This is a genomic window from Methylobacterium oryzae, from assembly GCF_036441375.1.
Classification (GTDB): Bacteria; Pseudomonadota; Alphaproteobacteria; order Rhizobiales; family Beijerinckiaceae; genus Methylobacterium; species Methylobacterium oryzae_A.
Genome location: NZ_MLCA01000010.1, coordinates 254013 through 278043 on the forward strand (window position 1 = coordinate 254013; position 24031 = coordinate 278043).

The window sequence follows — 24031 nt, forward strand, 5'->3', positions numbered from 1 at the left end:
GGCGGCTCAGGCGACGGCCTCCCCATCGCGGCAGGCGGCCGTGCCCGCTGGCGCGTGCGCCCGGAAGAAGGCGCCCAGGCTCGCGAGGCCGGCGGCCCGCGGGTCGCTCGCCCGCCAGACCAGCGCGATGGTGCGCCCGGGACCGTCGACGTCGAAGGCCCGGGTGACGGTCAGCCCGCTGGGATCGGGATTGGCGGGCACCGCCAGCGCCGGAAGCAGCGTGTAGCCGGCGCCGGCCGCCACCATCGAGCGGAGCGTTTCCAGGCTGGTGGCGTGGCGGCCCACCGACGAGCCCGCGCCGCAGGCCGCGATCGTCTGGTCGCGCAGGCAGTTGCCCTCGTCCAGCAGCAGCAGGTCCGGCCCCGCGATCTCGGTCGCCGAGAGCGCGCCGCCCCGAGCAAGGGCGTGCTCGGCCGGGCAGGCGAGCCAGAACGGCTCGACGAAGAGCGGCGAGACCGCGAGCCCGTGCGAGGCCAGGGGCAGCGAGACCAGGGCCGCGTCGATGCGGCCGTCGCGCAGACCCTCGACGATGTCGGCCGTCCGGGATTCCGACAGCGACAGCATCAGCAGCGGGTACTGCTCGCGCAGCGGCCGCAGCACCAGCGGGAAGAAGTAGGGTCCGAGCGTCTGGATCGCCGCCAGCACGAGCCGCCCGGTGAGCGGCGAGCCGCGGCCCTCGCTGGCCAGTGCCAGAAGCCGCTGCGCCTCGGCCAGGACGATCCGCGCCTGCCGGACGATGGCTTGCCCGGCCTCGGTCAGCAGGATCCGCCGGTTCGAGCGCTCGAACAAAGTCAGGCCGAGGGCGGTTTCCAGTTTACGGATCTGCACGCTCAGCGTCGGCTGGCTAACGTTGCAGCGCTCGGCGGCCCGGCCGAAATGCCCCTCGTCGGCGACGGCGACGACGTATTCGAGATCGCGGAGCGACAGGCCGGCCAGGTTCATAGGCTACGCCTATCAGAACCTTTGCAACGATGCATTTGCCTCGGGGTCATGGCGCGGTCATAACCCTTCACCAGAACGGTTCCAGGCTGACCCCGTTGTCCACCCAGAGCCTTCGCAGAACGGAGAGACGGTACGCATGAGCGATCAACGCCCGATCCTGACCACCCGCCAGGGCCATCCGGTCCGCGACAACCAGAGCACCCGCACGGTCGGTGAGCGCGGCCCCGCGACGCTCGAGAACTACCAGTTCATCGAGAAGATCACGCATTTCGACCGCGAGCGGATCCCGGAGCGCGTCGTGCATGCCCGCGGCGCCGGCGCCCACGGCTACTTCGAGGCCTACGGCAAGATCGGGAACGAGCCGGCCTCCAAGTACACCCGCGCCCGCGTGCTCAACGAGACCGGCGTGAAGACGCCGATGTTCGTGCGCTTCTCCACCGTGGCCGGCGCCAAGGAGAGCCCCGAGACCGAGCGCGACCCGCGCGGCTTCGCGGTCAAGTTCAAGACCGTCGACGGCAATTGGGACCTCGTGGGCAACAACCTCAAGGTGTTCTTCATCCGCGACGCGATCAAGTTCCCCGACATGATCCACGCGTTTAAGCCGGATCCGGTGACGAACCGCCAGGAGGCGTGGCGCTTCTTCGACTTCGTGGCCCAGCACCCCGAGTCGATCCACATGGTGACGCACCTGAAGTCGCCCTGGGGTATCCCGGCCAATTACCGCGAGATGGAAGGCTCGGGCGTCAACACCTACAAGCTGGTCAACGACCAGGGCGAGGCGGTGCTCTGCAAGTTCCACTGGATCCCCAAGCAGGGCGTCCGGAACCTGACCTCGCAGCAGGCGTCGGAGATCCAGGCCAAGGACGTCGGCCACGCGACCCGCGACCTCTACGACAACATCAAGGCCGGGAATTTCCCCGAGTGGGAGTTCGCCGTGCAGATCATGCCGGACGGCCCGAACGACCACCTGTCGTTCGACCCGCTGGACGACACGAAGCTGTGGCCCGTGGATCAGTTCCCGCTGCTGCCCTGCGGCCGGATGGTGCTCGACCGCGTGCCGGACAACTTCTTCGCTGAGGTCGAGCAGTCGGCCTTCGGCACCGGCGTGCTCGTCGACGGCATCGACTTCTCGGACGACAAGATGCTCCAGGGCCGGACGCTGTCCTACTCGGACACGCAGCGCTACCGCGTCGGCGCCAACTACCTCCAGCTGCCGATCAACGCGCCGCAGCCCGGCGTGAAGGTCTACTCGAACCAGCGCGACGGTCAGATGGCCTACGGCGTCGACGGCACCGGCCCGAACAAGCACATCAACTACGAGCCGTCGACGCTGGCCGAGGGCCTGCGCGAGGCGCCGAAGCCCGCCAAGGACTACCACCAGCCGGTCCGGGGCAATCTCGGCCGGTACCAGACCTCGCGGACCGAGGACGACTACACCCAGGCCGGCGTGCGCTACCGCTCCTTCGCGGATTGGGAGCGCGACGACCTGATCGCCAACCTCGTGGGCGACATGAAGCAGTGCCCGGAGCCGATCCAGCTGCGGATGGTCTGGCACTTCTGGCACGCCGACGAGGATTACGGCCGCCGCGTCGCCGAGGGCGCCGGGATCGATCTGGAGAAGGCCAAGGCGCTGCCGCCGCTGCCGGGCCGCGCCGCCCCGGGCAAGCGCCTGCAGTCCGACACCTACACGGACGGCTCGCAGGCCCATAAGGTCGCCGCCGAGTAAGTCTCGCGGTCTCGACCGGCATCACGCCCCGCGCGGTCACTCGGCCGCGCGGGGCTTTCTCATTCGGCAGGATCGGAGTGAGGGCGGCGATGGCGAGCCTCGTGCACCGTGGCCCGGGCCCGAACGCCGTCATCGGCGGCATGCGGGTCTCCTACCTCGCGCGCAGCGACGAGACCGGCGACGGCCTCGGCATTTACCGGATCGACATGGATCCGCGCGCGCCGGGGGCGGGGCTGCACAGGCACGCCCGGCTGACCGAGACGTTCTCGGTCGAGGCCGGACGGCTCGCGCTCCACGTGGACGGCGCGGATCACGACCTCGGCCCCGGCGATTTCGCGCTGATCCCGCCCGGCGTCGCGCACGCCTTCGCCAATCGCGGGGACCGGCCGGCGCGGTTCACCCTCAGCTTCGCGCCGGCCCTCGGTCGCGAGGGCTTCTTCGAGGGGCTGGCCAAGCTGGCCGCGGAGGGGCGCCTCTCCGATCAGGCCGCGATGACGGAGCTGATGGCGCGCTACGATCAGGAACCGCTGGCCGGGTTCGCGGGCTGGAGCGACATCGGCGGCTGAGACGCCGCGTCCAGCCCTCCCGGCTCGGCCGCGCTGACCTTCCGGTCGCGGCCGGCGGCGAGGCCGATCAGGATCGCCGCAACGGCGATGCCGGCGAACAGGGCCGTGGGCGCCCCCCATCCCCCGGTGACCTCGTGGGCGAGGCCGAAGATCAGGGGGCCCAGGCAGGCGCCGGTATAGCCGATCCCCTGCGCCATGGCGGAGAGGCCGGCCGCGCTCGCCGCATCGGCGGCGCGGAGCACGATCAGGGTGAGCCCCAGCCCGAAGCAGCCGCCGATGCCGAAGCCCAGCGCGCAGGCCGCGGGGATCCGCAACGACTCCGCCCCGAGGGCGAGGACCAGGAAGGCGGCGGCGGTGAGTCCGGGGATCGCGACGATCCAGGCGCGCTGGTCGCGCGCGCGGGCGGCCAGCATGGCGACCAGCAGCGCCCCCGGCGCCTGAACCAGGGTCGCCAGGGAGGCGTAGAGCCCGGCATTCAACGGCGTCAGGCCGCGGCCCTGCAGCAACAGCGGCAGCCAGCCGAACAGGATGTAGGCGAGCGACGATTGCAATCCCATGAACCCCGTCACCCACCAGGCCAGCGGGTCGCGGAGCAGCCGCCCGGCGGAGGGCGCCGCGGTCGAGGCGGTGCGGCGGGCGAACGGAACCCACACGAAGGCCGCGGCGAGGGCCGGCAGCGACCAGACCGCCAGGGCGGAGGGCCAGCCGCCCCCGAGGGCGTGCTCTACCGGCACCGACGCCCCGGCGCCCGCGGCGGCGCCGAGGCACAGGGTCATGGTGTAGAGGCCGGTCATCAGGCCGCCGTTGCCGGAGAAGTCGCGCTTCACCAGTGCCGGCAGCAGCACGTTGTCGAGCCCGATGCCGATGGCCGCCAGCGCCGTCCCGGCGAAGAGCGGCACGAGGCCGCCGAAGCCGCGGAGGGTCAGGCCGGCGACCAGGATCGTCGAGCCGGCGAGCACCGCGAGATCGGGCCCGATCCGGCGGATCAGCGGCGCGGCCAGCGCGCAGGCGATGCCCAGGCACAGGACCGGCAGCGTCGTGAGGATGGCGGCACCGCCGGCGCCGAGGCCGGTGCCGTCCCGGATCGTCGCCAGCAGGGGGCCGACCGTGCTGAGCGCCGGACGCAGGTTGAACGCGACCAGCATCAGCGCGAGGCCGAGCAGGAAACGGTTGGCGATGGCGCGCTCCGAACTCACGGCCGCCGCCGCGCGATCACGGCTCCGCCGAGGCAGGCGGCGAGCATCAGAGCGAAGGCGGCGTCGCCGAACCGGCCGTAGAGCGTGCCGCCGACGATGCGGGCGGGCAGATCCGCGTCGAGCCACGTCTCCTCGTCCAGCTTCGTGCGGGCGACGATGCGGCCGTGCGGATCGATCACCGCGGAGATCCCGGTATTGGCGTCGCGGACGAGGGGCAAGCCCTCCTCGACGGCGCGCAGGCGCGCCTGGGCGAGGTGCTGGCGCGGCCCGGGCGTGTCGCCGAACCACGCGTCGTTGGTGACGTTCAGGATGAGGCCCGGCGGCCGCAGCGACGGCGCGGCGCGGCCGGCCGGCAGGATCGCGCCCGGGAAGATCGCCTCGTAGCAGATCGTCGCCGCCACCGGGGGCAGACCCGGGACCGTCAGGATCCGCTGCCCGGCGAGCGACCCCGCCGAGAATCCTCCGGGGATCGCCACGAACTGGCGCAGGCCCACGGCGCGCAGGGCGGCGTCGAGGGGCGCCGGAAGGTACTCGCCGAAGGGAACGAGGTGGACCTTGTCGTAGCTGTCGGAGATCCTGCCGTCGGGCCCAATTACCATGACGGCGTTGAAGAAGCGCAGGCGCTCGCCCGGCAGCGGCTCCTCGGCGCGGGCCGCTCCCGTGATCAGCTGCTGTCCGGGCCTCAGGCCCGCCGCCACCTTGGCCAGCGCGTCGGGATCCCGCTGGATCAGGAACGGGAAGGCGGATTCCGGCCAGACGATGTGGGTCGGCTCCGGCGCACCGGCCTCCGTCGGGCGCTGACTCAGCTCGATGTAGCGGTCGACGATGTCGGCCCGGTTCTCCGGCCTGAACTTGGCATCCTGGGGCAGGTTGGGCTGGACCAGCCGCAGCCGGACACCGGACACCGCCGGGTCGGGCGGACCCAGCCGCTCGGCGCCGTAGAGCGCCATGCCGATGAGCACGATGGCGGCGGCGGCGCTCGGCCCGAACCGGGCGCGGGGGTTCGCGCCGGTGGCGAGCGTCGCGGGCGCCGCGCAGACCAGCACGGCCAGGATGCACAGGCCGTAGAGCCCGATCACGGCCGCCCACTGCATCAACCAGAGGTTCTGGGCCAGCGCCATCCCGAGGGTGTTCCAGGGAAAGCCCGTGAACAGGTGGCCGCGCAGCCAGTCGGCGGCGCCGAGCCCGAAGCCGAGGGCGGCGATCCGCGCCGCGCCGCGGCCCCACAGCAGGCCCGCGGCGCCGAAGCCGGCGCCGTAGAACAGGCCGAGGACGAAAGGCAGGCCGATTACGCCCAGAGGGAGGGCCCAGAGGAACTCGTCGGCCTCCACGAGGAAGGCTTGGCCCAGCCACCAGAGCCCGGCGGTCAGATACCCGAAGCCCCAGGCCCAGCCGATCAGGAAGCAGGGCCAGAACCGACGGAGGGTGGTCCGGTCGGCGGCGGCCCCGTCCTGCAGCCAGACCGCGACCGTCAGCGAGACCGCGAGGGCCGGAAGGATACCGTAGGGCGGCATGGCCAGCGCGCCGAGGGCGCCGGCGAGCCAGGCCAGCCCGAGCCGGCGCCAACCGGTCAGGCGCGCGATCGCCAGCGCGGCGCCGGGCACGCGCGCCGGCTCCGGACCGGACATGGGCCCCCGCATCGGCCCGCGCATCGGTGCGCCGGCCGCCGCGGACGAGCGGGCGAAACCGTCCGCCAGACTGGTCACGCCGCGACCGTCACGGGTGCGGCGTCTCGGGGACCGGGCTGCTCGCGGGCGGGGGCAGGGCGAGCGGCACGACATTGCCGATCCGCGCCGCGCCCTTGTGAAACCGCAGGCGCTTCAGGCGCCGCGGATCCGCGTCGAGCACCTCGAACTCGAGATCGCCCGGGCCGGCGATCAGTTCGCCGCGCGAGGGAACGCGGCCCGCCAGCGTCACGATCATGCCGCCCAGCGTGTCGATCTCCTCGGCCATCTCGCCGACGGCCGCGACGAGGTCGACACCCGTCACCTCCGAGACCTCGGCCAGCGGCGTGCGCGCATCGGCCACGAAGACCTCGCCCTCGCCGTCGACGCGCTGGACGTGCTTGGCCTCGGCGACGTCGTGCTCGTCCTCGATGTCGCCGACCACGACCTCGATCAGGTCCTCGATGGAGATCAGCCCGTCGGTGCCGCCATACTCGTCGATGACCAGCGCCATGTGGGTGCGGGTCGCCTGCATGCGCACCAGCAGGTCGATCGCCGGCATCGACGGCGGCACGAACAGGACGGGCCGCTGGATCCGCGCCGCCGCCAGCGTCGTCGTCAGGTCGACCTTGCCGAGGTCCAGGCCGCGCGGCAGGCGCGCGGTCGTCCGGCGCGGGCGCGGCGCGGCAGCCGCATCCGCATCCGCCGCGCCGTCGGCCACCGCCTCGACGGGCTTCGCGACGGCCGCCGCGCTGCGCCGGGCCGGCTCGGCCTTGGCGGCGATGTGATCGACGAGGTCGCGGATGTGAACCATGCCGCGGGGATCGTCGAGGGTCTCGCCGTAGACCGGCAGCCGGGAATGGCCGGCCGTGCGGAACAGCTTGAGCAGGTCACCGAGATTCGTGTCGTTCGAGACGGCGACGATGTCGGCCCGGGGAACCATCACGTCGTCGACGCGCACCTTGTGCAGTCCGAGAACGTTCTTGAGCATGACCCGCTCGAGCGGGGTGAGGCCGCTCTCGCCGGCATCCGGCTCCGCAAGAGCCTCCTCAAGACCTTCGCGCAGCGAATCGCGCGGCTTGAGGTGGAGTGCCTGGAGCAGGCGGTCGTACCAGGGCTCCCGGTGCTGGGATTCACCCTCATTGGAACTGGGCGCGGCCAGGGCCGCGCCGCGACTTCGATCGTTGCTCATGTCTCTCGGGTCTGGGGTCGCTCGGGCGTCGCGCGCTCAGGCATAGGGATCCGGGATGCCGAGGGTCGCGAGAGCCGCGACCTCGAGGGCTTCCATGGCATCGGCCTCGGCCTCGCCGATCTCGTGGTCCTGACCGAGACAATGCAGGGTGCCATGGACGAGGAGGTGGGCGAGGTGATTCTGGAGCGGCTTCGACTGCTCCGCACTCTCGCGCACCAGGGTCTCGTAAGCAAGGACCACGTCGCCGAGCGGCGTGGCGATGCCGGCATGCCGCGGCTGCGGGGCGGCGGGAAAGGACAGGACGTTGGTGGGCTTGTCCTTGCCTCGCCACGTCCGGTTGAGCTCGCGGACGGCGGCATCGTCGGTCAGCAGGACGCTGACCTCGACGGGACCGCCCGGCTTCTCGGGGGCGACGGAGAGTCCGGCCTCCACGGCGCGGGTGACGAGGGCCTCGAGGTCCGGAACCGCCGTCTCCCAGCGCGCGTCCTCGACGGCGAGATCGATCTCGTGGGGCATGGTCACGCCAGCGGCCGGCGGCGCGGATTCGGGTTGCGGTCGGCCTCCGCGTCGCCGTGGGCGGCGCGCTCGTAGGCGGTGACGATCCGGCGGACGAGGTCGTGGCGGACCACGTCGACGTCCTTGAACCGCACGTGCCCGATCCCCTCGACGTCCTCCAGCACGCGGACCGCCTCGACGAGGCCCGACTTCTGGCCGGGCGGCAGGTCGATCTGGCTCGGGTCACCGGTGATGATCATGCGCGATCCCTCGCCCAGGCGGGTGAGGAACATCTTCATCTGCATGGAGGTCGTGTTCTGCGCCTCGTCGAGGAGCACCACCGCGTTGGTGAGCGTCCGGCCGCGCATGAAGGCGAGCGGCGCGATCTCGATCGTCCCGGTCTGCAGGCCGCGGTCGACGTGGCGCGCCTCCATGAAATCGTAGAGCGCGTCGTAGATCGGCCGGAGGTAGGGATCGACCTTCTCGCGCATGTCGCCGGGCAGGAAGCCCAGGCGCTCGCCGGCCTCGACCGCGGGCCGGGACAGGATCAGCCGCTCGGCATGGCCCTGCTCCAGGAGCGACACGGCGTGACCGACGGCGAGCCAGGTCTTGCCGGTTCCGGCCGGCCCTTCGGCGAAGACCAGCTCCTTGGTACGCAGGAGCTTGATGTAGGCGTCCTGCGCCGGGTTGCGCGCGCGGACGGCCCCGCGCTTGCGGGTGGCGATCTGCTCGAAATGCGGCGTGTCGGCCTCGGCGGCGATCGTTTCGGCCGGGAACAGGGTCGCCTGGGCCGTGGCCTCGCGGATCGCGCCGTCCACGTCGCCGAGCGTCAGCGTGCTGCCGCCGGTGCGGACCCGCGCGTAGAGCTTCTGGAACACCCGCCGCGCCGTCTCGACGGCGTCGGCCGGCCCCTTGATCACGAGGTGGTTGCCGAGCGCCGTGGCGGTCACCTCCAGCCGGCGCTCGATATGGGCGACGTTCTGGTCGTACTGGCCGAAGACGAGGCTCGCGAGGCGGTTGTCGTCGAAGGTCAGCGGCACCTCCACCGCCTCGTCCGATCCGGCCGGCCGCGCCGCCGGTCCCCGACCCCGGAGCGCGCCGCGCACGCCCGCACCGTCCGACGCGCTCAAGCCGCCATCCTCGCCATCATCCCGACCGCTCCGCTCCTCACGCCGCCGCAGCCTCGGGGAGGAGTTCCCCGAACAGGCTGTTGGCCCCCGCCGCGGTGATCCGCACGGGCACCACCTGTCCGATATGGTGAGGCGGGGCGTCGAACTGGACGGCCAGCAGGTGCGGCGTCTTGCCCGCGACCTGACCGGGATGCCGGCCCGGCTTCTCCACGAGCACGTCGAAGACCTGGCCCTCGGCCGCCCGCTGGTAGGCGTGGCGCTGGCCGTCGAGGAGCGCCTGCAGCTCGGCCAAGCGCGCCGCCATCACGGCCTCCGGCACCTGATCGGTGCGGTCGGCGGCCGGCGTGCCGGGGCGGGTGCTGTACTTGAACGAGAACGCGCTCTCGAATCCGACGTCGCGCACCAGCCGCAGCGTCGCGGCGAAATCCGCGTCGGTTTCGCCGGGGAAGCCGACGATGAAGTCGGAGGACAGCGCGATGTCCGGCCGCGCGGCGCGGATCCGGTCGATCAGCCGGCGGTACTGGTCACCGGTGTGCCTGCGGTTCATCGCGGCGAGGATCCGGTCCGAGCCCGACTGCACCGGCAGGTGCAGGTAGGGCATCAGGGCCGGCACCTCGGCGTGCGCCCGGATCAGCGCGTCGTCGAAATCGTTCGGGTGGCTGGTGGTGTAGCGGATCCGCGCGATGCCGGGGATCGCCGCCACCGCGCGCACCAGCTCGGCGAGGCCGGCGGGCGCGCCGTCCGGGCCGTCGCCGTGATAGGCGTTGACGTTCTGGCCGATCAGCGTGATCTCGCGCACGCCCCCGTCGGCGAGCTTCTCGGCCTCGGCGAGCACGGCAGCCACCGAGCGCGAGACCTCGGCGCCGCGCGTGTAGGGCACCACGCAGAAGGCGCAGAACTTGTCGCAGCCCTCCTGCACCGTGAGGAAGGCCGACGCCCCGAGGGTTCGCCGGCGGGGCAGGTGGTCGAACTTGTCCTCGACCGGGAATTCGGTGTCGACGACGCGGCGCTCGCGGGAGCGGGCCAGCAGGTCCGGCAGGCGGTGATAGCTCTGCGGTCCGACCACCACGTCGACGGCGGGCTGGCGCGCCTGGATCTCGGCGCCCTCGGCCTGGGCGACGCAGCCGGCCACGACGATGCGCGTGTCGAGCCCTTGCGCCCTCCGCTCGCCCTTGAGCACGCGCAGGCGGCCGAGCTCGGAATAGACCTTCTCGGCGGCCTTCTCGCGGATGTGGCAGGTGTTGAGGACCACGACGTCCGCGTCCTCGACCGTGTCGGTCGCCGTGTAGCCCTCAGCGCCGAGGACGTCGGCCATGCGGGCCGCGTCGTAGGCGTTCATCTGGCAACCGTAGGATTTGACGTAGGCCTTCTTCAACGCGCGCCGTCCCGAACCAATCCGCTTCCGGTCTCGCGCCCGCCCCGCGGGGACGGGCCGCCGGACGGCCTGTAGCACGGTTCGCGCGGGCCGTCGCGGCGCCGTTCGAACGCGACCGGCCGCCCGTGGGCGGCCGGCGCATGGCTTCCGGGGAGGGACACTCCCCGGTCCGTCTCAGTGGGCCGCCGGCGCCGCGGCGGGCAGATCGATGACCATGTGCTGGAAGAACGGCACGTAGGCCTGCAGCATCACGAAGAGGCCGACGAGGCAGGCGAGCGCGATCGAGTGCCAGAACACGAAGCGCAGGATCTTGCCTTCCTGGCCGAAATAGCCGGTGGCCGTGGAGGCGACGACGATCGACTGGGCGTCGATCATCTTGCCCATCACGCCGCCCGACGAGTTCGCCGCCGCCATCAGCACGCCCGACAGGCCGAGCTGCTCGGAGGTGATCCGCTGCAGGCCGCCGAACAGCACGTTCGAGGCCGTGTCCGACCCGGTGAGCGCCACGCCCAGCCAGCCGAGCAGCGTCCCGAAGAACGGGTAGAGGATGCCGGTGCCGGCGAAGGCGAGGCCGAGGGTGGCGTCGACGCCCGCGTAGCGGGTGAGGACGCCGAGCGCGAGCATCGCCGAGATCGTGATCAGCGAGTAGCGCAGGGCCCAGATCGTCTCGAAGTAGGCCGTCACGAGGCGCAGCGGCGAGAACCGCATGATCAGGCCGGAGATGATCGCGGCGATCAGCACGCCCGTGCCCGTGTAGGACATGTAGGTGAACAGGAAGACCGCGCCCTCGGGGGCGGGCTTGGCCACCACCGGCGGCACCTTCATGATCACGTTGTGCAGGCCCGGCACCTCGTACTTCCAGGTGAAGAGCGGGTTGACGATGCCCTTGAACCAGCCGGTTCCCCAGACCGCGACGATGATCGAGAGGACGATCCACGGGACCCAGGCCATCAGGATCTCGCCCTGCGAAGCGGTGCGGGCGCCGACATGGACGGGGGGCGTGCCGGGCACGCCGGCGCCGAGCGCCACGGGCCGCGGGCCGGCGACGGCGAGCGACGGATCGTGGCCGCGCAGGGCCGGCGACGACCAGATCTCCTTGGGCTGCCAGACCTTCAGGAACAGCACGAGGGCCAGCATCGAGACCAGCGAGGCGCCGATGTCGACGATCCACGGGTTGACGTAGTTCGAGATCAGGAACTGGGCGACCGCGAACGAGGCGCCGCAGACCAGGATCGGCGGCCACACCCGGATCATGCCGCGGAAGCCCGCGAACACCCAGATCAGCCAGAACGGCACGATCAGCGAGAACAGCGGCAGCTGCCGGCCGATCATCGCGCCGAGGATCTCGGGCGGGTAGCCGGTGACCGAGGCGAGGCCCTGGATCGGCGCGCCGAGCGCCCCGAAGGCCACCGGGGCGGTGTTGGCGATCAGCGACAGGCCGGAGGCGGCCAGCGGCGAGAAGCCGAGGCCGATCAGGATCGCGCCGGTGACGGCGACCGGCGTGCCGAACCCGCCCGCGCCCTCGAAGAAGGCGCCGAACGCGAAGGCGACCAGCAGGAGCTGCAGGCGCCGGTCGGCCGTGATCCCGGCCACCGATTGCTGCAGGATCGCGAACCAGCCCTTCTCCACCGTGAGCCGGTAGAGGAAGATGACGTTGAGAATGATCCAGCCGATCGGGAAGAAGCCCGTGACCATTCCGAGGATGGCGGCGCGGGCGGCGAGGTCGGTCGGCATGCCGAAGCCGGCGATGGCCACCAGCATGGCGAGGCCGAGGGCGATGACGGCCGCGATATGGGCCTTCACGCGCCCGCTGGCGATCATGGCGAGCAGTGCGATGACCGGCACTGAAGCGGCGAGCGTCGAGAGCCACGGGCTCCCGAACGGATCATAAACCTGGTTCCAGGTTTGCACGCGGCGTCCTCCACAAGTCCCGTCTGTTCCGGGTTGCGGCCTAGCTAGCAGAGGCGTTCCGACCGCTCAATGCGTTGCATCATGTATTCTGGCGTTGATTCTTACGGATTACTCTTGCCCGGGCCGCCGGATCCACACCGCGTAACAGCGCCCGTCCGGCCTTGAGCGGATCTGACCCGTCGACAACAGGCATACAATCAAGACCTGAGACCGGATTCCGCGCCGGTTCAGGACCTTAGCCCTCGAGCAGGAGGAGATCGCGCCGGCCGTGGCGCTCGGTCCGACGCTGCGCCCGCTCGGAGCCCCGACGCCCGACCCGGCCCGCGCACCGCGCCGATCGGTCAGATCGCCGCGATCTCCGGCCCCTGAAGACCGATCCCCGGGGCAGCCGGCCGCGCGTCCAGGGCGGGCGCGGCCCCGACACCGGTGCCGACGCCCCGCAGGGCCGCGCGCACCTCGGCCTCGGCGGCCGCGGTGGCGACCTTCCGGTCGGTCGTCGCCTCGAAGGTGATCGGCGCCCCCCAGACCACGTGCACGTCGACGGGGCCGCCCTGCAGGAAAGCCGCGAGGTGCGGCGCCAGCTCCATGTCGCCGTACCACGCGATCTCGGCGCGCTCGGCGCGCGTCACGGGCAGCCCGTTGCGCCGGGGATAGGCGATGGCCAGCGGCTGGAGGCGCACGCGGCCGCGCCCGGCCTCGGCGTGCAGCGCCGCGCGGGCCGCACCGACCAGCGAGGAGCGGAACGGCAGGAGCCGCGTGCCGTCTCCGGTGGTCCCCTCGGCGAACAGGACGACCAGCTCTCCCTCCGCCAGGCGATGGCCCATGGCGGTGCTGACGGTGGCGGTCGCGCCGCGCCGCTGCCGGTCGATGTAGATCGTCCGCTGCAGACCCGCGAGGGCGCCGATCAGCGGCCAGCCGGCGATCTCGGACTTCGCCACGAACGAGAGCGGCCGCAGCGCGCCCACCGCGATGATGTCGAGCCACGAGACGTGGTTGGCGAGCACCAGCGCCGCCTCGCCGGGGGCCGGGGGCGTCCCGCTCTGCGTGACGCGCACCCCGAACAGGCGCAGGAAGACGCGGTGGAACAGGATCGGCGCCAGGCTGGCGCGGCGGCCCAGGAGCCGCAGGGCGATCCAGTGGGGCGGTCCCAGCACCGCGAAGGCGAGGGCGAGGGCCGCGACGCGCCAGGCGATGCCGAGGCGGCTCACGGCGTCACAGGTCGGCGCTCATCGTCAGCGCGGTCGCCCGGCTGCCGTCGGCCTTGAGATAGTAGCCGGTGCGCGAGCCCACCTGCTTGAAACCGTGCCGGGCGTAGAGCCGGAGGGCGGGGGCGTTGCCCTCGTCGACCTCCAGATGGACCCGGGCGACGCCGTCGAGGGCGAGGCTCGCCAGGTGCTCGCGGAGCAGCTTGCGGCTGTGGCCGCCGCCGCGCAGCGCCGGAGACAGCACGACCGTCAGGATCTCGGCCTCGTCGGCCGCCCGGCGCGAGAGCACGAAGCCCTGGAGCACGCCCGCGCGCCAGAGGGCGTGCGCGTGGGTCGAGCGCTCGCAGAGCATCCGCTCGAACTCGTGCGCGTCCCAGGGCCGCGCGAAGGCGGTCGCGTGGAGACGGGCGAGGGCGGGGGCCTGCGCGGCGTCGCGGAGCGGGGCGACGTAGGGCTCCGGGGTCAGCGCGTCCCACCACGCGAACCACCAGTCGAACGGCCAGAAGGGCAGCGGGCGCGTCATCGCCGCGCGATCCGCGCGTGGTCCTGCGGCCGGGCATCCGGCCCGCGCAGGTAGAGGGGACGAGCCAGGGCCTGGGCCGGGTCGGCCACGAGACCGAGGGAGGCCACCGACGCGATGTCGGGGCCGCCGACGGCGGCGACGCGCGCCGCGACGCCGCGCTCGGCGAGCGCGGCGGCGAGCATCGGCGCGCCGGAGCCGGTGAGCACGACCGGGCCGGCGCCGAGCTGCTCGGCCGCCGCCTCGACGGCGAGATGCGCGGGGGCGAGGCCGTCGCCGGGTCCCAGGGCCTGGACGTAGACCGCGCCGTGGCGGGCATCGATCACCGCGGCCATCGTCCCCTCGACGGACTCGGCCAGGAGCGGCGCGAGCAGGGCCGACAGGGTACCGACGCCGACGACCGGCTTGCCGGTCGAGAGTCCGATGGCACGGGCCGCCGAGAGGCCCACCCGCAACCCGGTGTAGCTGCCGGGCCCGACCGTGACGGCGATCCGGTCGATCGCCTCAAATCCGCCCTCGACCCGGGCGATCACCCGCTCGATCAGCGGCAAGAGGGATTCGGCGTGGCCGCGCGCCATCGGCAGCGACTCGGCGGCGAGCGGCGCCTCGGACTCCTCCGCCATGACGCAGGCGGCGCAGGTGTCCAGCGCTGTGTCGATGGCCAGGATACGCACGCTCACTCCCACGGGCCGGTCCGCACCGGCTCTGCCTCCCTGCGCCGCGAGGGGCGCGAAGAGCCTCAAGCGTTAGAGCAAAACCGCCGCGTCGTCAGCGGCGGGGCGGCCGCTCCGGGCCGATCAACGGTGGAGTGTTGCCGGCTTGCGCCGGTGCGCGCCCGCGGCGCGAGGGCCCGCGCGCCGCGCTCGCCCTGGGGCCATGCCGGACGGCATGGCCCTCACGGCACGGCCCTTCACGCCACTCTGCCGACTTGGATCCTCAGATCGCCTGGACCTCGCGGATCTCCGGCAGGAAGTGCCGGAACAGGTTCTGCACGCCGTGCCGCAGGGTCGCCGTGGAGGAGGGGCAGCCCGAGCAGGCCCCCTTCATTTCCAGGTAGACCACGCCCTCCTTGTAGCCGCGGAAGGTGATGTCGCCGCCATCCCCCGCCACCGCCGGGCGGACCCGGGTCTCGAGCAGGTCCTTGATGGTCACGACAGTGTCGTGGTCCGCCTCGTCGTAGAACTCGTCGCCGGGCTCGGCCTCACCGTGGCCGCCCTCGGCCATCACGGGCGCGCCGGACTGGAAGTGCTCCATGATCGCGCCGAGCACCGCCGGCTTGACCTGCGCCCATTCCGAGCCGTCCTCGGCCTTCGTCACGGAGATGAAGTCGTGCCCGAAATAGACGCCCGCCACGCCCGGCACGGTGAACAGAGCCGCCGCCAGGGGCGAGCGGGCGGCAGCCTCCGCGTCCCGCGCCTCGAACGTCGATTCCGCCAGGACGACGCGGCCGGGCAGGAACTTCAGGGTGGCCGGGTTCGGTGTGGCTTCGGTCTGGATGAACATGGTGGCCTCACTCCGCTGCGCCGGTTCAAGGCCGGCCGGGACAGGCGCCCGAGGCGCCGCCTTCCATGTGGACCGGCAACCGGATTTTCTCAACCTGTCGTCGGGTCAGGCCCGCCCGCGAGAGTGGACATTCGGGCGGCGGCGCGACAGGACGAAGGCCGGGATGCCAGAGGAGCCGGCAGTGGACGTGACCGCGGACCAGACCCTCGCGCAGGACTTGCTGAGGGATCTGCGCGAGGCCCAAACCAAGCTGGACGCTGCGCGGGCGGAAGCGGCCTCGCTCAAGGTGCTGCTCGCGCTGCGCACGCACCAGCATGACCAGGCCTGGCAGGAGGGGCAGCGCCTCGCGGCCGCGCTCGCGGAGGCGCAGGCCCGCGCGGGGGCGGCGGTCGTCGCCCAGGCGGAGGCGCAGGTGAGCGCGGCCACGGCCGAAGCCGTCGCGGTGGCCGACGAGCGCACCGAGGCGGTCCGCACCGTCCTCGGCGCTGTCCTCGCGAGTATCGGGCACCGCGCCCTCGACCGGCGCCGGTTTCAGGAGCTGATCGCCCGGGCCGGCCGCGAGGCACCGGACCAGGGCCCCGGCGCGGCCCGGCACGCGGTCCTCCTGACCGAGGCGCGGCGCGTGCTCGGGATCGCCGAGTAGGCCGCCCGAGGGCACGCGGGCCGCGTGTGCCCGCCGACGGCGAGGGTTAACCGACGCTTAACCCGGCTCTCCCATCGTCGTCCCGGGACGGACAGGAGATCGACCGCATGCTGATCAGCGAGCACCACGTGCGCGAGTGCGCCTACTACATCTGGGAGAACGAGGGTCGGATTCACGGGCACGCTGCCGCCCACTGGATCCGCGCCGAGGCCGAGCTGCGCGCGAACGCGCTGCTCGCGGCCGGGACGGTCGAGGCCGCGAAGCCCGTCAAGGCCGCCGCGAAGGCTGCCCCGGCGAAGACGGCCGCCGCCAAGCCGGCCGCCGAGCCCGCCACTGCCAAGCCCGCCGCGCCGAAGGCCACCGCCAAGCCTGCGGCCTCCAAGACCGCTTCCGCCAAGCCGGCGACCGCGAAGGCCGCCGCGAAGCCGGCAGCTCCGAAGCCCGCCCGCGCCTCCAAGGCCGCGGTGACTGCCGGCCTCGCCGCCAAGGCGAAGCCCGCCCGGACCCCCGCCTCGATGCACTGACGGCCGGCGCTTCGGCGCTGCCGGGACCTTCTCCGAAGCCCGCCCCTCGCGCAGGGGCGGGCTTCCGTCGTTCATGCGCCCGGTACGGAACAGGCCGGCCCCCGACCGGTTGTCCGGCCTGATGCGGGCGCCGGGCTCCGCGACGGGGCTGTGATGCGCGCGGTGATCTTCGACATCGACGGAACCCTGCTCGACAGCGTCGACCTCCATGCCCGCGCCTGGGTTGAGGCCTTCGCGCATTTCGGCGTGACGACCGACTTCGCGGACGTCCGTCGGCAGATCGGCAAGGGCGGCGACGAGCTGATGCCCGTCTTCCTGTCCGAGGAGCGGATCGAGCGGGAGGGCGAGACGATCGAGGCCTATCGCTCGGACCTGTTCAAGCGGCGCTACCTGTCCGAGGTCCGGCCCTTTCCCGGCGTCCGGCCGCTGTTCGAGCACATCCGCTCCGCCGGCCTGAAGATCGCGCTCGCCTCATCGGGCAAACGGTCCGAGGTCGAGCACTACACCGAGATCCTGGAGATCGGCGATCTCGTGGACGTCGCCACGAGCTCGGACGACGCGGACCGCTCGAAGCCGCATCCCGACATCTTCGAGGCCGCGCTCGAGAAGCTCGACGGCGTGGCCCCCGACGCGATCATCGTCGTCGGCGACACCCCTTACGACGCCGAGGCTGCCGCGAAAGCGGGCCTGCGCACCGTCGGCCTTCTGTGCGGCGGATTTCCCGAGGCGGACCTGACTGCGGCGGGCAGCGTCGCGATCTACCGGGATCCGCAGGATCTGCTCGACCGATTCGCGCAATCGCCGCTGGCCGACGACTGAGCGGCGTCCCGGCAAACGGATTCAACGTCCGATCCGATGCCGTCCACACTTTCCCGCCACGCTGTTGCCGCGCAGTGACGCGGAGCGATGCCGGCTACGTAATCACGCGAAAGGGACTGGTGCCGGTCGAGCGAAAGGCGTAGCGACCCGGCCGCCAATCTGGATTCTTTCGAAGGACGAGCGCCTCGCATGCCCCAGACTCACCAGGCCGGCCCGGCACCGCGCTTCGTACCGGCCGCCAAGACGCTGCCGGAGCAGATCGCCGACGCCGTGGAGAGCCGGTCGACTCCGCTCAGCCAGCTGCTTCGCCTGATGGCCGCCCTCGACGCCGAAGGTGGCAACGAGGCCCTGCGTCTCCGGCTCCGCGCCCGGATCGGTGCGCCGCTCGACGCCTGACCGCGGCGTCGCGGATCAATGCCGCCGGTGCCGATGGCGCCGGCCGCCACGCTTCGCGGCCGGCGCGGCCGCCTTCGCGACCCGGTCCATGCAGGCGTAGTAGATCCGGCGCCCGATCTCCTCGAGTTCCAGTCCCTGGGGATTGGGTGCGGAGAACACCTTCGCCCGGGCCTCGTTGCGGCAGGCCGCGTCCTCGGGGCTCCGGATCGGCGGCTCGGCGCGGGCGGCGCCGCAGGCCAGGGCGGAGACGATCCAGGTCGCTGCGATTATCGATACTCGCGTGCAGGCCAGTGTACTCGGCATACTGACGTTCGGACCTCGCTTGCTCAGGACCGAGATAGAGCGTCTCGATCACCCGTGAAGCTTGGTCAGAGTGCTGGCTCCGGCAAAAATCGTATCGCCCCGTCTCAGGGCACGATCCAGAGGCACCGGCCCCCGTCGGCGATGGTCATGCACTCGTAGGGGGCGCCGCCGATCAGGGCCCGCTGCTCCACGGCGCCGATCGCGCTGCGCGGTATCCGCCGGCAACCGGCTTCCGAGGGAGCCGGACCGCCACCACCGGCAGCCGCATCGATCCGGCGGGCGGCGATCAGCGTCTCGCAGGCGACCACCGAGTCCGCCCCCTGGGCGCGGGCTTTCCGGGGCGCGACGGCGAGGGGCAGGGCGACGGCGGTGAGCGCCAGGATGAGCGCCATTCGGGTTCGGGATCGCATCGCGGCCTCGGCTGCCCGCGCCGCCTGAGCGCGGCGCGGGTTCGGCCGCCCTCAACGCTCCGCCGCGGAGGTTGGTTGCCGGATGCGAAGGCCGTGTCCGAACGCGACGACGCCCGCCTTCCCGGCGGGCGTCGTGGGCTTCCGAGGCTCGAACGAGCCGCCGGTCCGCGCTCTCAGCGCTTGGTCTTGACCTTCGCCTTGCGGGCCGCGTAGCGCGCGTCGCGCTGGGCCTTCTTGGCGGCCAGATCAGCCGACTTGCGCTCCTGCGCGGCGGCCAGCTCGGCGGCCTCCCGGGCGAGCTGGGCGGCGAGTTCCGCCTCCTCCCGCTGACGCTTCTCCTCCGCGGCCTGCCGCTCGGCGGCGATGCGGGCGGCCTCGCGCTCGCGGGCCCGCTCCTCGCGGGCCTGGGCGACCTCGGCGCGGGCCTTGGCCTTGGCAATCACCTCCGGGTCATCGGCCGGGGGGCGCGCCTTGAACTTGGCCAGCAAGGCAGCCTTGGCGTTCTGGGAGTTCTGGCGACGGTCGTCGAAATTTCTGTAGTCGAATGCGCTCATCTGACCTTTCTCAGTTGGGTACGTCTCGCGCGTCACGGGGACATCCGGCGGGGCCGGGCACGTACTGAGTCTGCCGATTCCGACGCCATCCCCGCGCCTCGAAACCGCACCGATCCATCGGCTGTGCCGATGGTCCGACCCGAGCGCTCGGCCTGCGTCTGAACGCTCGGGTCGGACCATTGTTCGAAGAACGCAGAGCCCTTAATCAGAGCTTCACGCGAGATGCAATCGGCGACACCTGCGCGGCCGGCCGGCACAGCGACAATCCCGGCCGTCTCTGTAAAAGTTTCGTCCGGCGATGCGGAAAAACCTCAACCCGACGGATGACCGAGGCTCAGCGCCTGAACGCGCGCAATGCATTCGTTTCAAAGACATCGCCGTTGCTGGAAGATAGGTCGCGCGCAAACTGACGACAAGGTTCACGGCAGATCCGCCAGGGGCGTGCGCCGGTGGAACGAGGCTGGCGGGGTCTCGGCACGCGCGGCTCGCCTGTGTTGCGGGCTCGGGCATTCTTTCGGCACAAAGCAGATCTGCAAAATGGTCAGTGTATTCGCGGTCGCTGCGCCGATGCGCGGCACCGGTCACTTGTCGGCTACGGGTGCATCCGCGTGCCCAGAAACTGTCCATCCCGGACAGCCTAAATCCTGTGCAGAGCGGTGAGGACACCGCGACTCCGTCGCCACGGCGCCAGGATTTGCCTAAGATGCGGGCAATCGGCAGCGCCGCTGGGCCGCGCGGCCGTGTCGCCCGCGGCACGGGGCCTGCTACCCGATCGATCGCGCCTGGCGCGAACGGCCTGAGGATTTCCATGCCCGAGACACGCACCCCCTACGAGCCCGAGAGCTACGCCGCGGCCGCCGCGGCCCTTCTCGGCCTCGTCCTCGATCCCGCCTGGATCGCGCCGGTAAACGCGAATCTGCGCGTCCTGGCCGCGGCGGCCGAGCTGGTGGAGGCCTTCCCACTCGCCGACGAGATCGACGCGGCACCGAGGTTCGAAGCGTGAGCGCGACCGGGTCCCCGACGGCCGCCACGATCGCCGCAGCGATCGCGCACGGCCGGACCACCGCGCGGGAGGTCGTGACGGCGGCGCTCGACCGGATCGGGCGGCTGGACGGCCGGGTCGGCGCCTTCACCGACGTGCTGTCCGCCCGCGCCCTGGCCCGGGCCGACGCGCAGGACGCCGCGCGCCGGCTCGGCGCGCGGCGCAAGGTCGAGCTGCCGGAGGCGCACCGCGCCCGCGCGGCCGCCTACCTGATCACCGCGGCCGAGGGCGCCACGCTCCACCTCGACCGTCTCCGCACCCGGCCGCAGGATTTCGACCCGGCGGTGCGCGACCGGCTGATCGCCGGGGCCATGATCCCGGCGCCCCACGTGGAGCGGGCGCAGCGGTTCCGCCGCTGGTACCGGGCGCGGGTGCTGGAGCTGTTCGAGACCGTCGACGTGATCCTGGCCCCGGCCACGCCCTGCCGCGCGCCGCGGGGCGGCCAGACCCACTTCGTCCTCGACGGCGTGACGCTGCCGGTGCGCGCCAATATCGGGGTGTTCACGCAGCCGATCTCCTTCATCGGCCTCCCGGTCGTGGCGGCGCCGATCCGGCTCGACGCCGGATTGCCGCTGGGGGTCCAGATCATCGCCGCCCCCTGGCGCGAGGATCTCGTCCTGCGCGCGGCGCGCCACCTCGAACGGACCGGCGTCAGCGCGGCGCCCATCGCGGAGTTTGACCGATGATCATCGACGATCCCGCCGTGAAGGCCGAGGTCGAGGCCGCGTTCCGGGCCTACGAGACGGCGCTGACCACCAACGACGTCCCGACCCTGGAGGCGCTGTTCCGGGACGATCCGCTGACCATCCGCTACGGGATCGGCGAGAACCTCTACGGCATGGACGCGATCCGTGCCTTCCGCCGGGCCCGGTCCCCGGTGGGCCTGGAGCGGACACTGGCCCAGACGCAGATCACCACCTACGGGCGCGACTTCGCCACCGCGATGACGCTGTTCACCCGCGCCAGCGCGCCGGGCAAGATCGGCCGCCAGAGCCAGACCTGGGCGCGCTTCCCGGAGGGCTGGCGGGTGGTGGCCGCCCATGTGAGCCTGATCGACGCGGAGTAGCCGCGGAGCGGCCCGCGCCCCGCTCGGGGCGTGTGGCCGCGGGCTTGCATAAGGTCGAGCGTATTCCGCGCCGTCTGGCGCGGACCAACGCGAGTACCCGACCCAAGATGCTGTCCCGTCTGAGAAAACTGGGCGCCCGTGCGGCGCTGGCCGGCGCCCTGGCGCTCTCCGCGAGCACCGCTGCCCTCGCGCAGGGGACGCTGCGGATCGGCATGACCGCCTCCGACATCCCGCTGACCACCGGCCAGACCGACAATGGCGGCGAGGGCATGCGGTTCATGGGCTACACGGTCTATGACGGCCTCATCAATTGGGACCTGTCGAGCGCCGAGCTGGCCTCCGACCTCGTGCCGGGGCTCGCCACCAGCTGGGGCGTCGACGCCACCGACAAGACCAAGTGGACCTTCAAGCTCCGGCCGGGCGTCAAATTCCACGACGGCTCGGACTTCACCGCCGACGCGGTGGTCTGGAACCTCGACAAGCTCCTGAAGGCCGACGCGCCGCAATACGACCCGCGCCAGTCCGCGCAGGGCAAGACCCGCATCCCGGCCGTCGCGAGCTACCGGGTGGTCGACCCGCTGACCGTCGAGATAACCACCAAGGCCCCCGACGCGACGCTGCCCTACCAGATCGCCTGGATCATGATGTCGTCCCCGGCGCAGTGGGAGAAGCTCGGCAAGTCCTGGGACGCCTTCGCCAAGCAGCCCTCGGGCACCGGCCCGTGGAAGCTGACCCTGTTCGCCCCGCGCGAGCGCGCCGAGATGGTCCCGTTCAAGGAGTACTGGGACACGAACCGCGTCCCGAAGCTCGACAAGCTCGTGCTGATCCCGCTGCCGGAGGCCAACGCCCGGACCGCCGCCCTCCGCTCCGGACAGGTGGACTGGATCGAGGCGCCGGCGCCGGATTCCGTGGCCTCGCTGAAGAGCGCCGGCTTCACCATCGTCACCAACGCCTACCCGCACAACTGGACGTGGCACCTGTCGCGGGTCGAGGGCTCGCCCTGGAACGACATCCGCGTCCGCAAGGCCGCGAACCTCGCCATCGACCGCGATGGTCTGAAGGAGCTGCTCGGCGGCCTCGCGATCCCCGCCAAGGGCTTCATGCCGCCCGGTCACCAGTGGTTCGGCCACCCGACCTTCGACATCAAGTACGACCCGGACGCCGCCAAGAAGCTGCTGGCCGAGGCGGGTTACAGCCCGGCCAAGCCCCTGAAGCTGAAGGTCGCGATCTCGGCCTCCGGCTCGGGCCAGATGCAGCCGCTCCCGATGAACGAGTTCGTGCAGCAGAACCTCGCCGACGTGGGCATCCAGGTCGACTACGAGGTCGTGGAGTGGAACACGCTGATCAACATCTGGCGGGCCGGGGCCAAGGCCGACATCTCCCGCGGCGTCTCGGCGATCAACTACTCGTACTTCATCCAGGACCCGTTCACCGGCTTCATCCGCCACCTGCAGTGCAACTTCGCGCCGCCGAACGGTACGAACTGGGGCTATTACTGTGACCCGGCGATGGACAAGCTGTTCGATCAGGTCCGCAACACCTTCGACAAGGCCGAGCAGACGAAGGTCCTGGAGAAGGTCCACGAGAAGTACGTCGACGACGCGCTGTTCATCATGATCACGCACGACGTCAATCCGCGCGCGATGAGCCCCAAGGTGAAGGGCTTCGTCCAGGCGCAGAACTGGTTCCAGGACTTCTCGAAGATTACGATGGCGACCGCGGGGCGGTAGCGTAACGGGGCGCCTCTCTCCTCCCCCTTGTGGGGAGGAGCCGGAGGTGGGGGTGGTGCAGGATAGGGCGTTGCGGTGCCTCCTGAACCACCCCCACCCCTGACCCCTCCCCACAAGGGGGAGGGGAATAGTCTCGGCTGAGTAGACAACAGGCCCTTGAATGCTGCTCTACATCCTCAAACGGCTGGTCTACGTGACGCCCGTGGCGTTCGGGGTCAGCGTCGTCTGCTTCCTCCTCGTCCACCTCGCGCCGGGCGACCCCCTGAGCGCGGTCCTGCCGGCCGACGCCACCCAGGCCACCATCGACGAGATGCGGTCGGCCTACGGCTTCGATAAGCCCCTGCCGGTCCAGTACCTGATCTGGCTCTGGCACGTGCTGCACGGCGATCTCGGCACCTCCATCGCCACCGGTCGCCCGGTGCTCGGCGAGGTCAGCCGCGCCGTGGTGAACTCCCTGATCCTCGCCTCGGTGGCGACCGTGATCGGCTTCACCTTCGGAACCCTGTTCGGCTTCGTGGCGGGCTATCACCGCAACTCGCTGGCTGACCGGGCCGCCTCGGCCGTGTCGGTCTTCGGCGTGAGCGTGCCGCACTACTGGCTCGGCATGGTGCTGGTGATCGTGTTCTCGGCCAATCTCGGCTGGCTGCCGCCCACCGGCGCCGGGCCGGACGGGTCCGGCAACTGGCGGCCCGATTTCGAGCACCTGCGCTACCTGATCCTGCCGGCGATCACGATGTCGGTCATCCCGATGGGCATCATCGCCCGCACGGTCCGGGCGCTGGTGGCCGACATCCTGTCCCAGGACTTCGTCGAGGCCCTGCGCGCCAAGGGCATGGACGAGCGCGGCGTGTTCCGCCACGTCGTGCGCAACGCCGCCCCGACCGCGCTCGCCATCATGGGCCTGCAGCTCGGCTACCTGCTCGGCGGGTCGATCCTGGTCGAGACCGTGTTCGCGTGGCCCGGCACCGGCTTCCTCCTCAACGCCGCGATCTTCCAGCGCGACCTGCCCCTGCTGCAGGGCTCGATCCTCGTGCTGGCGATGTTCTTCGTGGTCCTCAACCTGCTGGTGGACGTGATGCAGACCGCCCTCGACCCGCGCATCGAGCGCGCCTGAGCCGG

General features: G+C 71.7%; 25 protein-coding genes and 1 pseudogene. 11 read left to right on the forward strand and 15 right to left on the reverse strand.

Going from position 1 to position 24031, the window contains the following annotated elements; genetic code table 11:
- Positions 1 to 6: 6 nt before the first annotated feature.
- Positions 7 to 942 (reverse strand): LysR substrate-binding domain-containing protein, encoded by a 936-nt coding sequence (locus tag MOTC310_RS19500; protein WP_331302992.1) that lies wholly within the window; start codon positions 940 to 942, stop codon positions 7 to 9.
- A gap of 136 nt (positions 943 to 1078) precedes the next feature.
- Between MOTC310_RS19500 and MOTC310_RS19505 the strand changes: the two genes are divergently transcribed.
- Both MOTC310_RS19505 and MOTC310_RS19510 read left to right on the forward strand, forming a co-directional pair.
- Entirely contained in the window at positions 1079 to 2668 is a 1590-nt protein-coding gene (locus MOTC310_RS19505) for a catalase (protein WP_331302993.1), read from the forward strand.
- Positions 2669 to 2757: 89 nt separating this feature from the next.
- Positions 2758 to 3234: a cupin domain-containing protein gene (locus MOTC310_RS19510; RefSeq protein ID WP_331302994.1), complete on the forward strand. Its 477-nt coding sequence runs from the start codon at positions 2758 to 2760 to the stop codon at positions 3232 to 3234.
- Here the strand turns inward: MOTC310_RS19510 and MOTC310_RS19515 are convergent.
- The 11 genes from MOTC310_RS19515 to MOTC310_RS19565 all read right to left on the reverse strand — a co-directional run bounded on the left by MOTC310_RS19515 (position 3186) and on the right by MOTC310_RS19565 (position 15425).
- Positions 3186 to 4430 (reverse strand): MFS transporter, encoded by a 1245-nt coding sequence (locus MOTC310_RS19515; protein WP_331302995.1) that lies wholly within the window; start codon positions 4428 to 4430, stop codon positions 3186 to 3188. The two genes, MOTC310_RS19510 and MOTC310_RS19515, sit on opposite strands and share 49 nt — an antisense overlap.
- Positions 4427 to 6082, reverse strand: coding sequence for an apolipoprotein N-acyltransferase (lnt, locus tag MOTC310_RS19520; protein ID WP_419539942.1), 1656 nt, complete (start codon positions 6080 to 6082; stop codon positions 4427 to 4429). The genes MOTC310_RS19515 and lnt overlap by 4 nt, the downstream gene beginning before the upstream one ends.
- A gap of 64 nt (positions 6083 to 6146) precedes the next feature.
- The gene (locus tag MOTC310_RS19525) at positions 6147 to 7286 is read right to left on the reverse strand and encodes a hemolysin family protein (protein WP_331302997.1); all 1140 of its coding nucleotides are present in this window, start codon (positions 7284 to 7286) and stop codon (positions 6147 to 6149) included.
- Positions 7287 to 7322: 36 nt separating this feature from the next.
- Complete coding sequence (ybeY, locus tag MOTC310_RS19530) at positions 7323 to 7802, reverse strand: rRNA maturation RNase YbeY (RefSeq protein ID WP_331303376.1); 480 nt, start codon at positions 7800 to 7802, stop codon at positions 7323 to 7325.
- 2 nt (positions 7803 to 7804) lie between these two features.
- Entirely contained in the window at positions 7805 to 8911 is a 1107-nt protein-coding gene (locus MOTC310_RS19535; RefSeq protein WP_419539091.1) for a PhoH family protein, read from the reverse strand.
- Positions 8912 to 8948: 37 nt separating this feature from the next.
- A complete protein-coding gene (miaB, locus tag MOTC310_RS19540; protein ID WP_331302998.1) occupies positions 8949 to 10286 on the reverse strand; it encodes a tRNA (N6-isopentenyl adenosine(37)-C2)-methylthiotransferase MiaB in 1338 nt (445 codons plus the stop codon).
- Between the two features lie 174 nt (positions 10287 to 10460).
- Positions 10461 to 12197: an L-lactate permease gene (locus tag MOTC310_RS19545; RefSeq protein ID WP_331302999.1), complete on the reverse strand. Its 1737-nt coding sequence runs from the start codon at positions 12195 to 12197 to the stop codon at positions 10461 to 10463.
- Between the two features lie 341 nt (positions 12198 to 12538).
- Positions 12539 to 13405 (reverse strand): lysophospholipid acyltransferase family protein, encoded by an 867-nt coding sequence (locus MOTC310_RS19550; RefSeq protein WP_331303000.1) that lies wholly within the window; start codon positions 13403 to 13405, stop codon positions 12539 to 12541.
- A 4-nt stretch (positions 13406 to 13409) separates the two neighbouring features.
- Positions 13410 to 13925: a GNAT family N-acetyltransferase gene (locus MOTC310_RS19555; RefSeq protein WP_331303001.1), complete on the reverse strand. Its 516-nt coding sequence runs from the start codon at positions 13923 to 13925 to the stop codon at positions 13410 to 13412.
- A complete protein-coding gene (tsaB, locus tag MOTC310_RS19560) occupies positions 13922 to 14596 on the reverse strand; it encodes a tRNA (adenosine(37)-N6)-threonylcarbamoyltransferase complex dimerization subunit type 1 TsaB (RefSeq protein ID WP_331303002.1) in 675 nt (224 codons plus the stop codon). Before tsaB ends, MOTC310_RS19555 begins: the two co-directional genes overlap by 4 nt.
- Before the next feature lie 262 nt (positions 14597 to 14858).
- Positions 14859 to 15425 (reverse strand): NifU family protein, encoded by a 567-nt coding sequence (locus tag MOTC310_RS19565; RefSeq protein ID WP_331290092.1) that lies wholly within the window; start codon positions 15423 to 15425, stop codon positions 14859 to 14861.
- Between the two features lie 181 nt (positions 15426 to 15606).
- On the opposite strand from MOTC310_RS19565, the gene MOTC310_RS19570 reads away from it, so the two are divergent.
- The 4 genes from MOTC310_RS19570 (at position 15607) to MOTC310_RS19585 (ending at position 17807) form a co-directional block, all read left to right on the forward strand.
- Positions 15607 to 16068 carry an atp-dependent helicase gene (locus MOTC310_RS19570; RefSeq protein ID WP_419539936.1) on the forward strand — a complete coding sequence of 154 codons (462 nt, stop codon included), beginning with the start codon at positions 15607 to 15609 and terminating at the stop codon, positions 16066 to 16068.
- Between the two features lie 107 nt (positions 16069 to 16175).
- A complete protein-coding gene (locus MOTC310_RS19575) occupies positions 16176 to 16592 on the forward strand; it encodes a DUF2934 domain-containing protein (RefSeq protein ID WP_331303004.1) in 417 nt (138 codons plus the stop codon).
- 153 nt (positions 16593 to 16745) lie between these two features.
- A complete protein-coding gene (locus MOTC310_RS19580) occupies positions 16746 to 17411 on the forward strand; it encodes an HAD family hydrolase (RefSeq protein WP_331303005.1) in 666 nt (221 codons plus the stop codon).
- 189 nt (positions 17412 to 17600) lie between these two features.
- Positions 17601 to 17807, forward strand: coding sequence for a hypothetical protein (locus tag MOTC310_RS19585; protein WP_331290089.1), 207 nt, complete (start codon positions 17601 to 17603; stop codon positions 17805 to 17807).
- A 15-nt stretch (positions 17808 to 17822) separates the two neighbouring features.
- Here MOTC310_RS19585 and MOTC310_RS19590 read toward each other — a convergent pair whose 3' ends face one another.
- The 3 genes from MOTC310_RS19590 to MOTC310_RS19600 form a co-directional block, all read right to left on the reverse strand.
- Entirely contained in the window at positions 17823 to 18110 is a 288-nt protein-coding gene (locus tag MOTC310_RS19590; protein WP_331290088.1) for a hypothetical protein, read from the reverse strand.
- A 104-nt stretch (positions 18111 to 18214) separates the two neighbouring features.
- The gene (locus MOTC310_RS19595) at positions 18215 to 18502 is read right to left on the reverse strand and encodes a hypothetical protein (RefSeq protein ID WP_331303006.1); all 288 of its coding nucleotides are present in this window, start codon (positions 18500 to 18502) and stop codon (positions 18215 to 18217) included.
- A gap of 191 nt (positions 18503 to 18693) precedes the next feature.
- A complete protein-coding gene (locus MOTC310_RS19600) occupies positions 18694 to 19074 on the reverse strand; it encodes a DUF6481 family protein (RefSeq protein ID WP_331290086.1) in 381 nt (126 codons plus the stop codon).
- An 808-nt stretch (positions 19075 to 19882) separates the two neighbouring features.
- On the opposite strand from MOTC310_RS19600, the gene MOTC310_RS19605 reads away from it, so the two are divergent.
- From MOTC310_RS19605 to MOTC310_RS19625, 5 genes and pseudogenes are all read left to right on the forward strand, one after another.
- Complete coding sequence (locus MOTC310_RS19605) at positions 19883 to 20077, forward strand: AtzG-like protein (RefSeq protein WP_331303007.1); 195 nt, start codon at positions 19883 to 19885, stop codon at positions 20075 to 20077.
- 179 nt (positions 20078 to 20256) lie between these two features.
- A pseudogene (locus MOTC310_RS19610) lies at positions 20257 to 20802 on the forward strand (amidase family protein); the annotation flags it as partial.
- Positions 20799 to 21182, forward strand: a complete 384-nt coding sequence (hpxZ, locus tag MOTC310_RS19615; RefSeq protein WP_331290084.1) for an oxalurate catabolism protein HpxZ — start codon at positions 20799 to 20801, stop codon at positions 21180 to 21182. The pseudogene MOTC310_RS19610 and the gene hpxZ, both read left to right, overlap by 4 nt.
- 107 nt (positions 21183 to 21289) lie before the next feature.
- Positions 21290 to 22912 (forward strand): ABC transporter substrate-binding protein, encoded by a 1623-nt coding sequence (locus MOTC310_RS19620; RefSeq protein ID WP_331303008.1) that lies wholly within the window; start codon positions 21290 to 21292, stop codon positions 22910 to 22912.
- 160 nt (positions 22913 to 23072) lie between these two features.
- Positions 23073 to 24026 carry an ABC transporter permease gene (locus tag MOTC310_RS19625; protein WP_331303009.1) on the forward strand — a complete coding sequence of 318 codons (954 nt, stop codon included), beginning with the start codon at positions 23073 to 23075 and terminating at the stop codon, positions 24024 to 24026.
- Positions 24027 to 24031 lie beyond the last annotated feature (5 nt).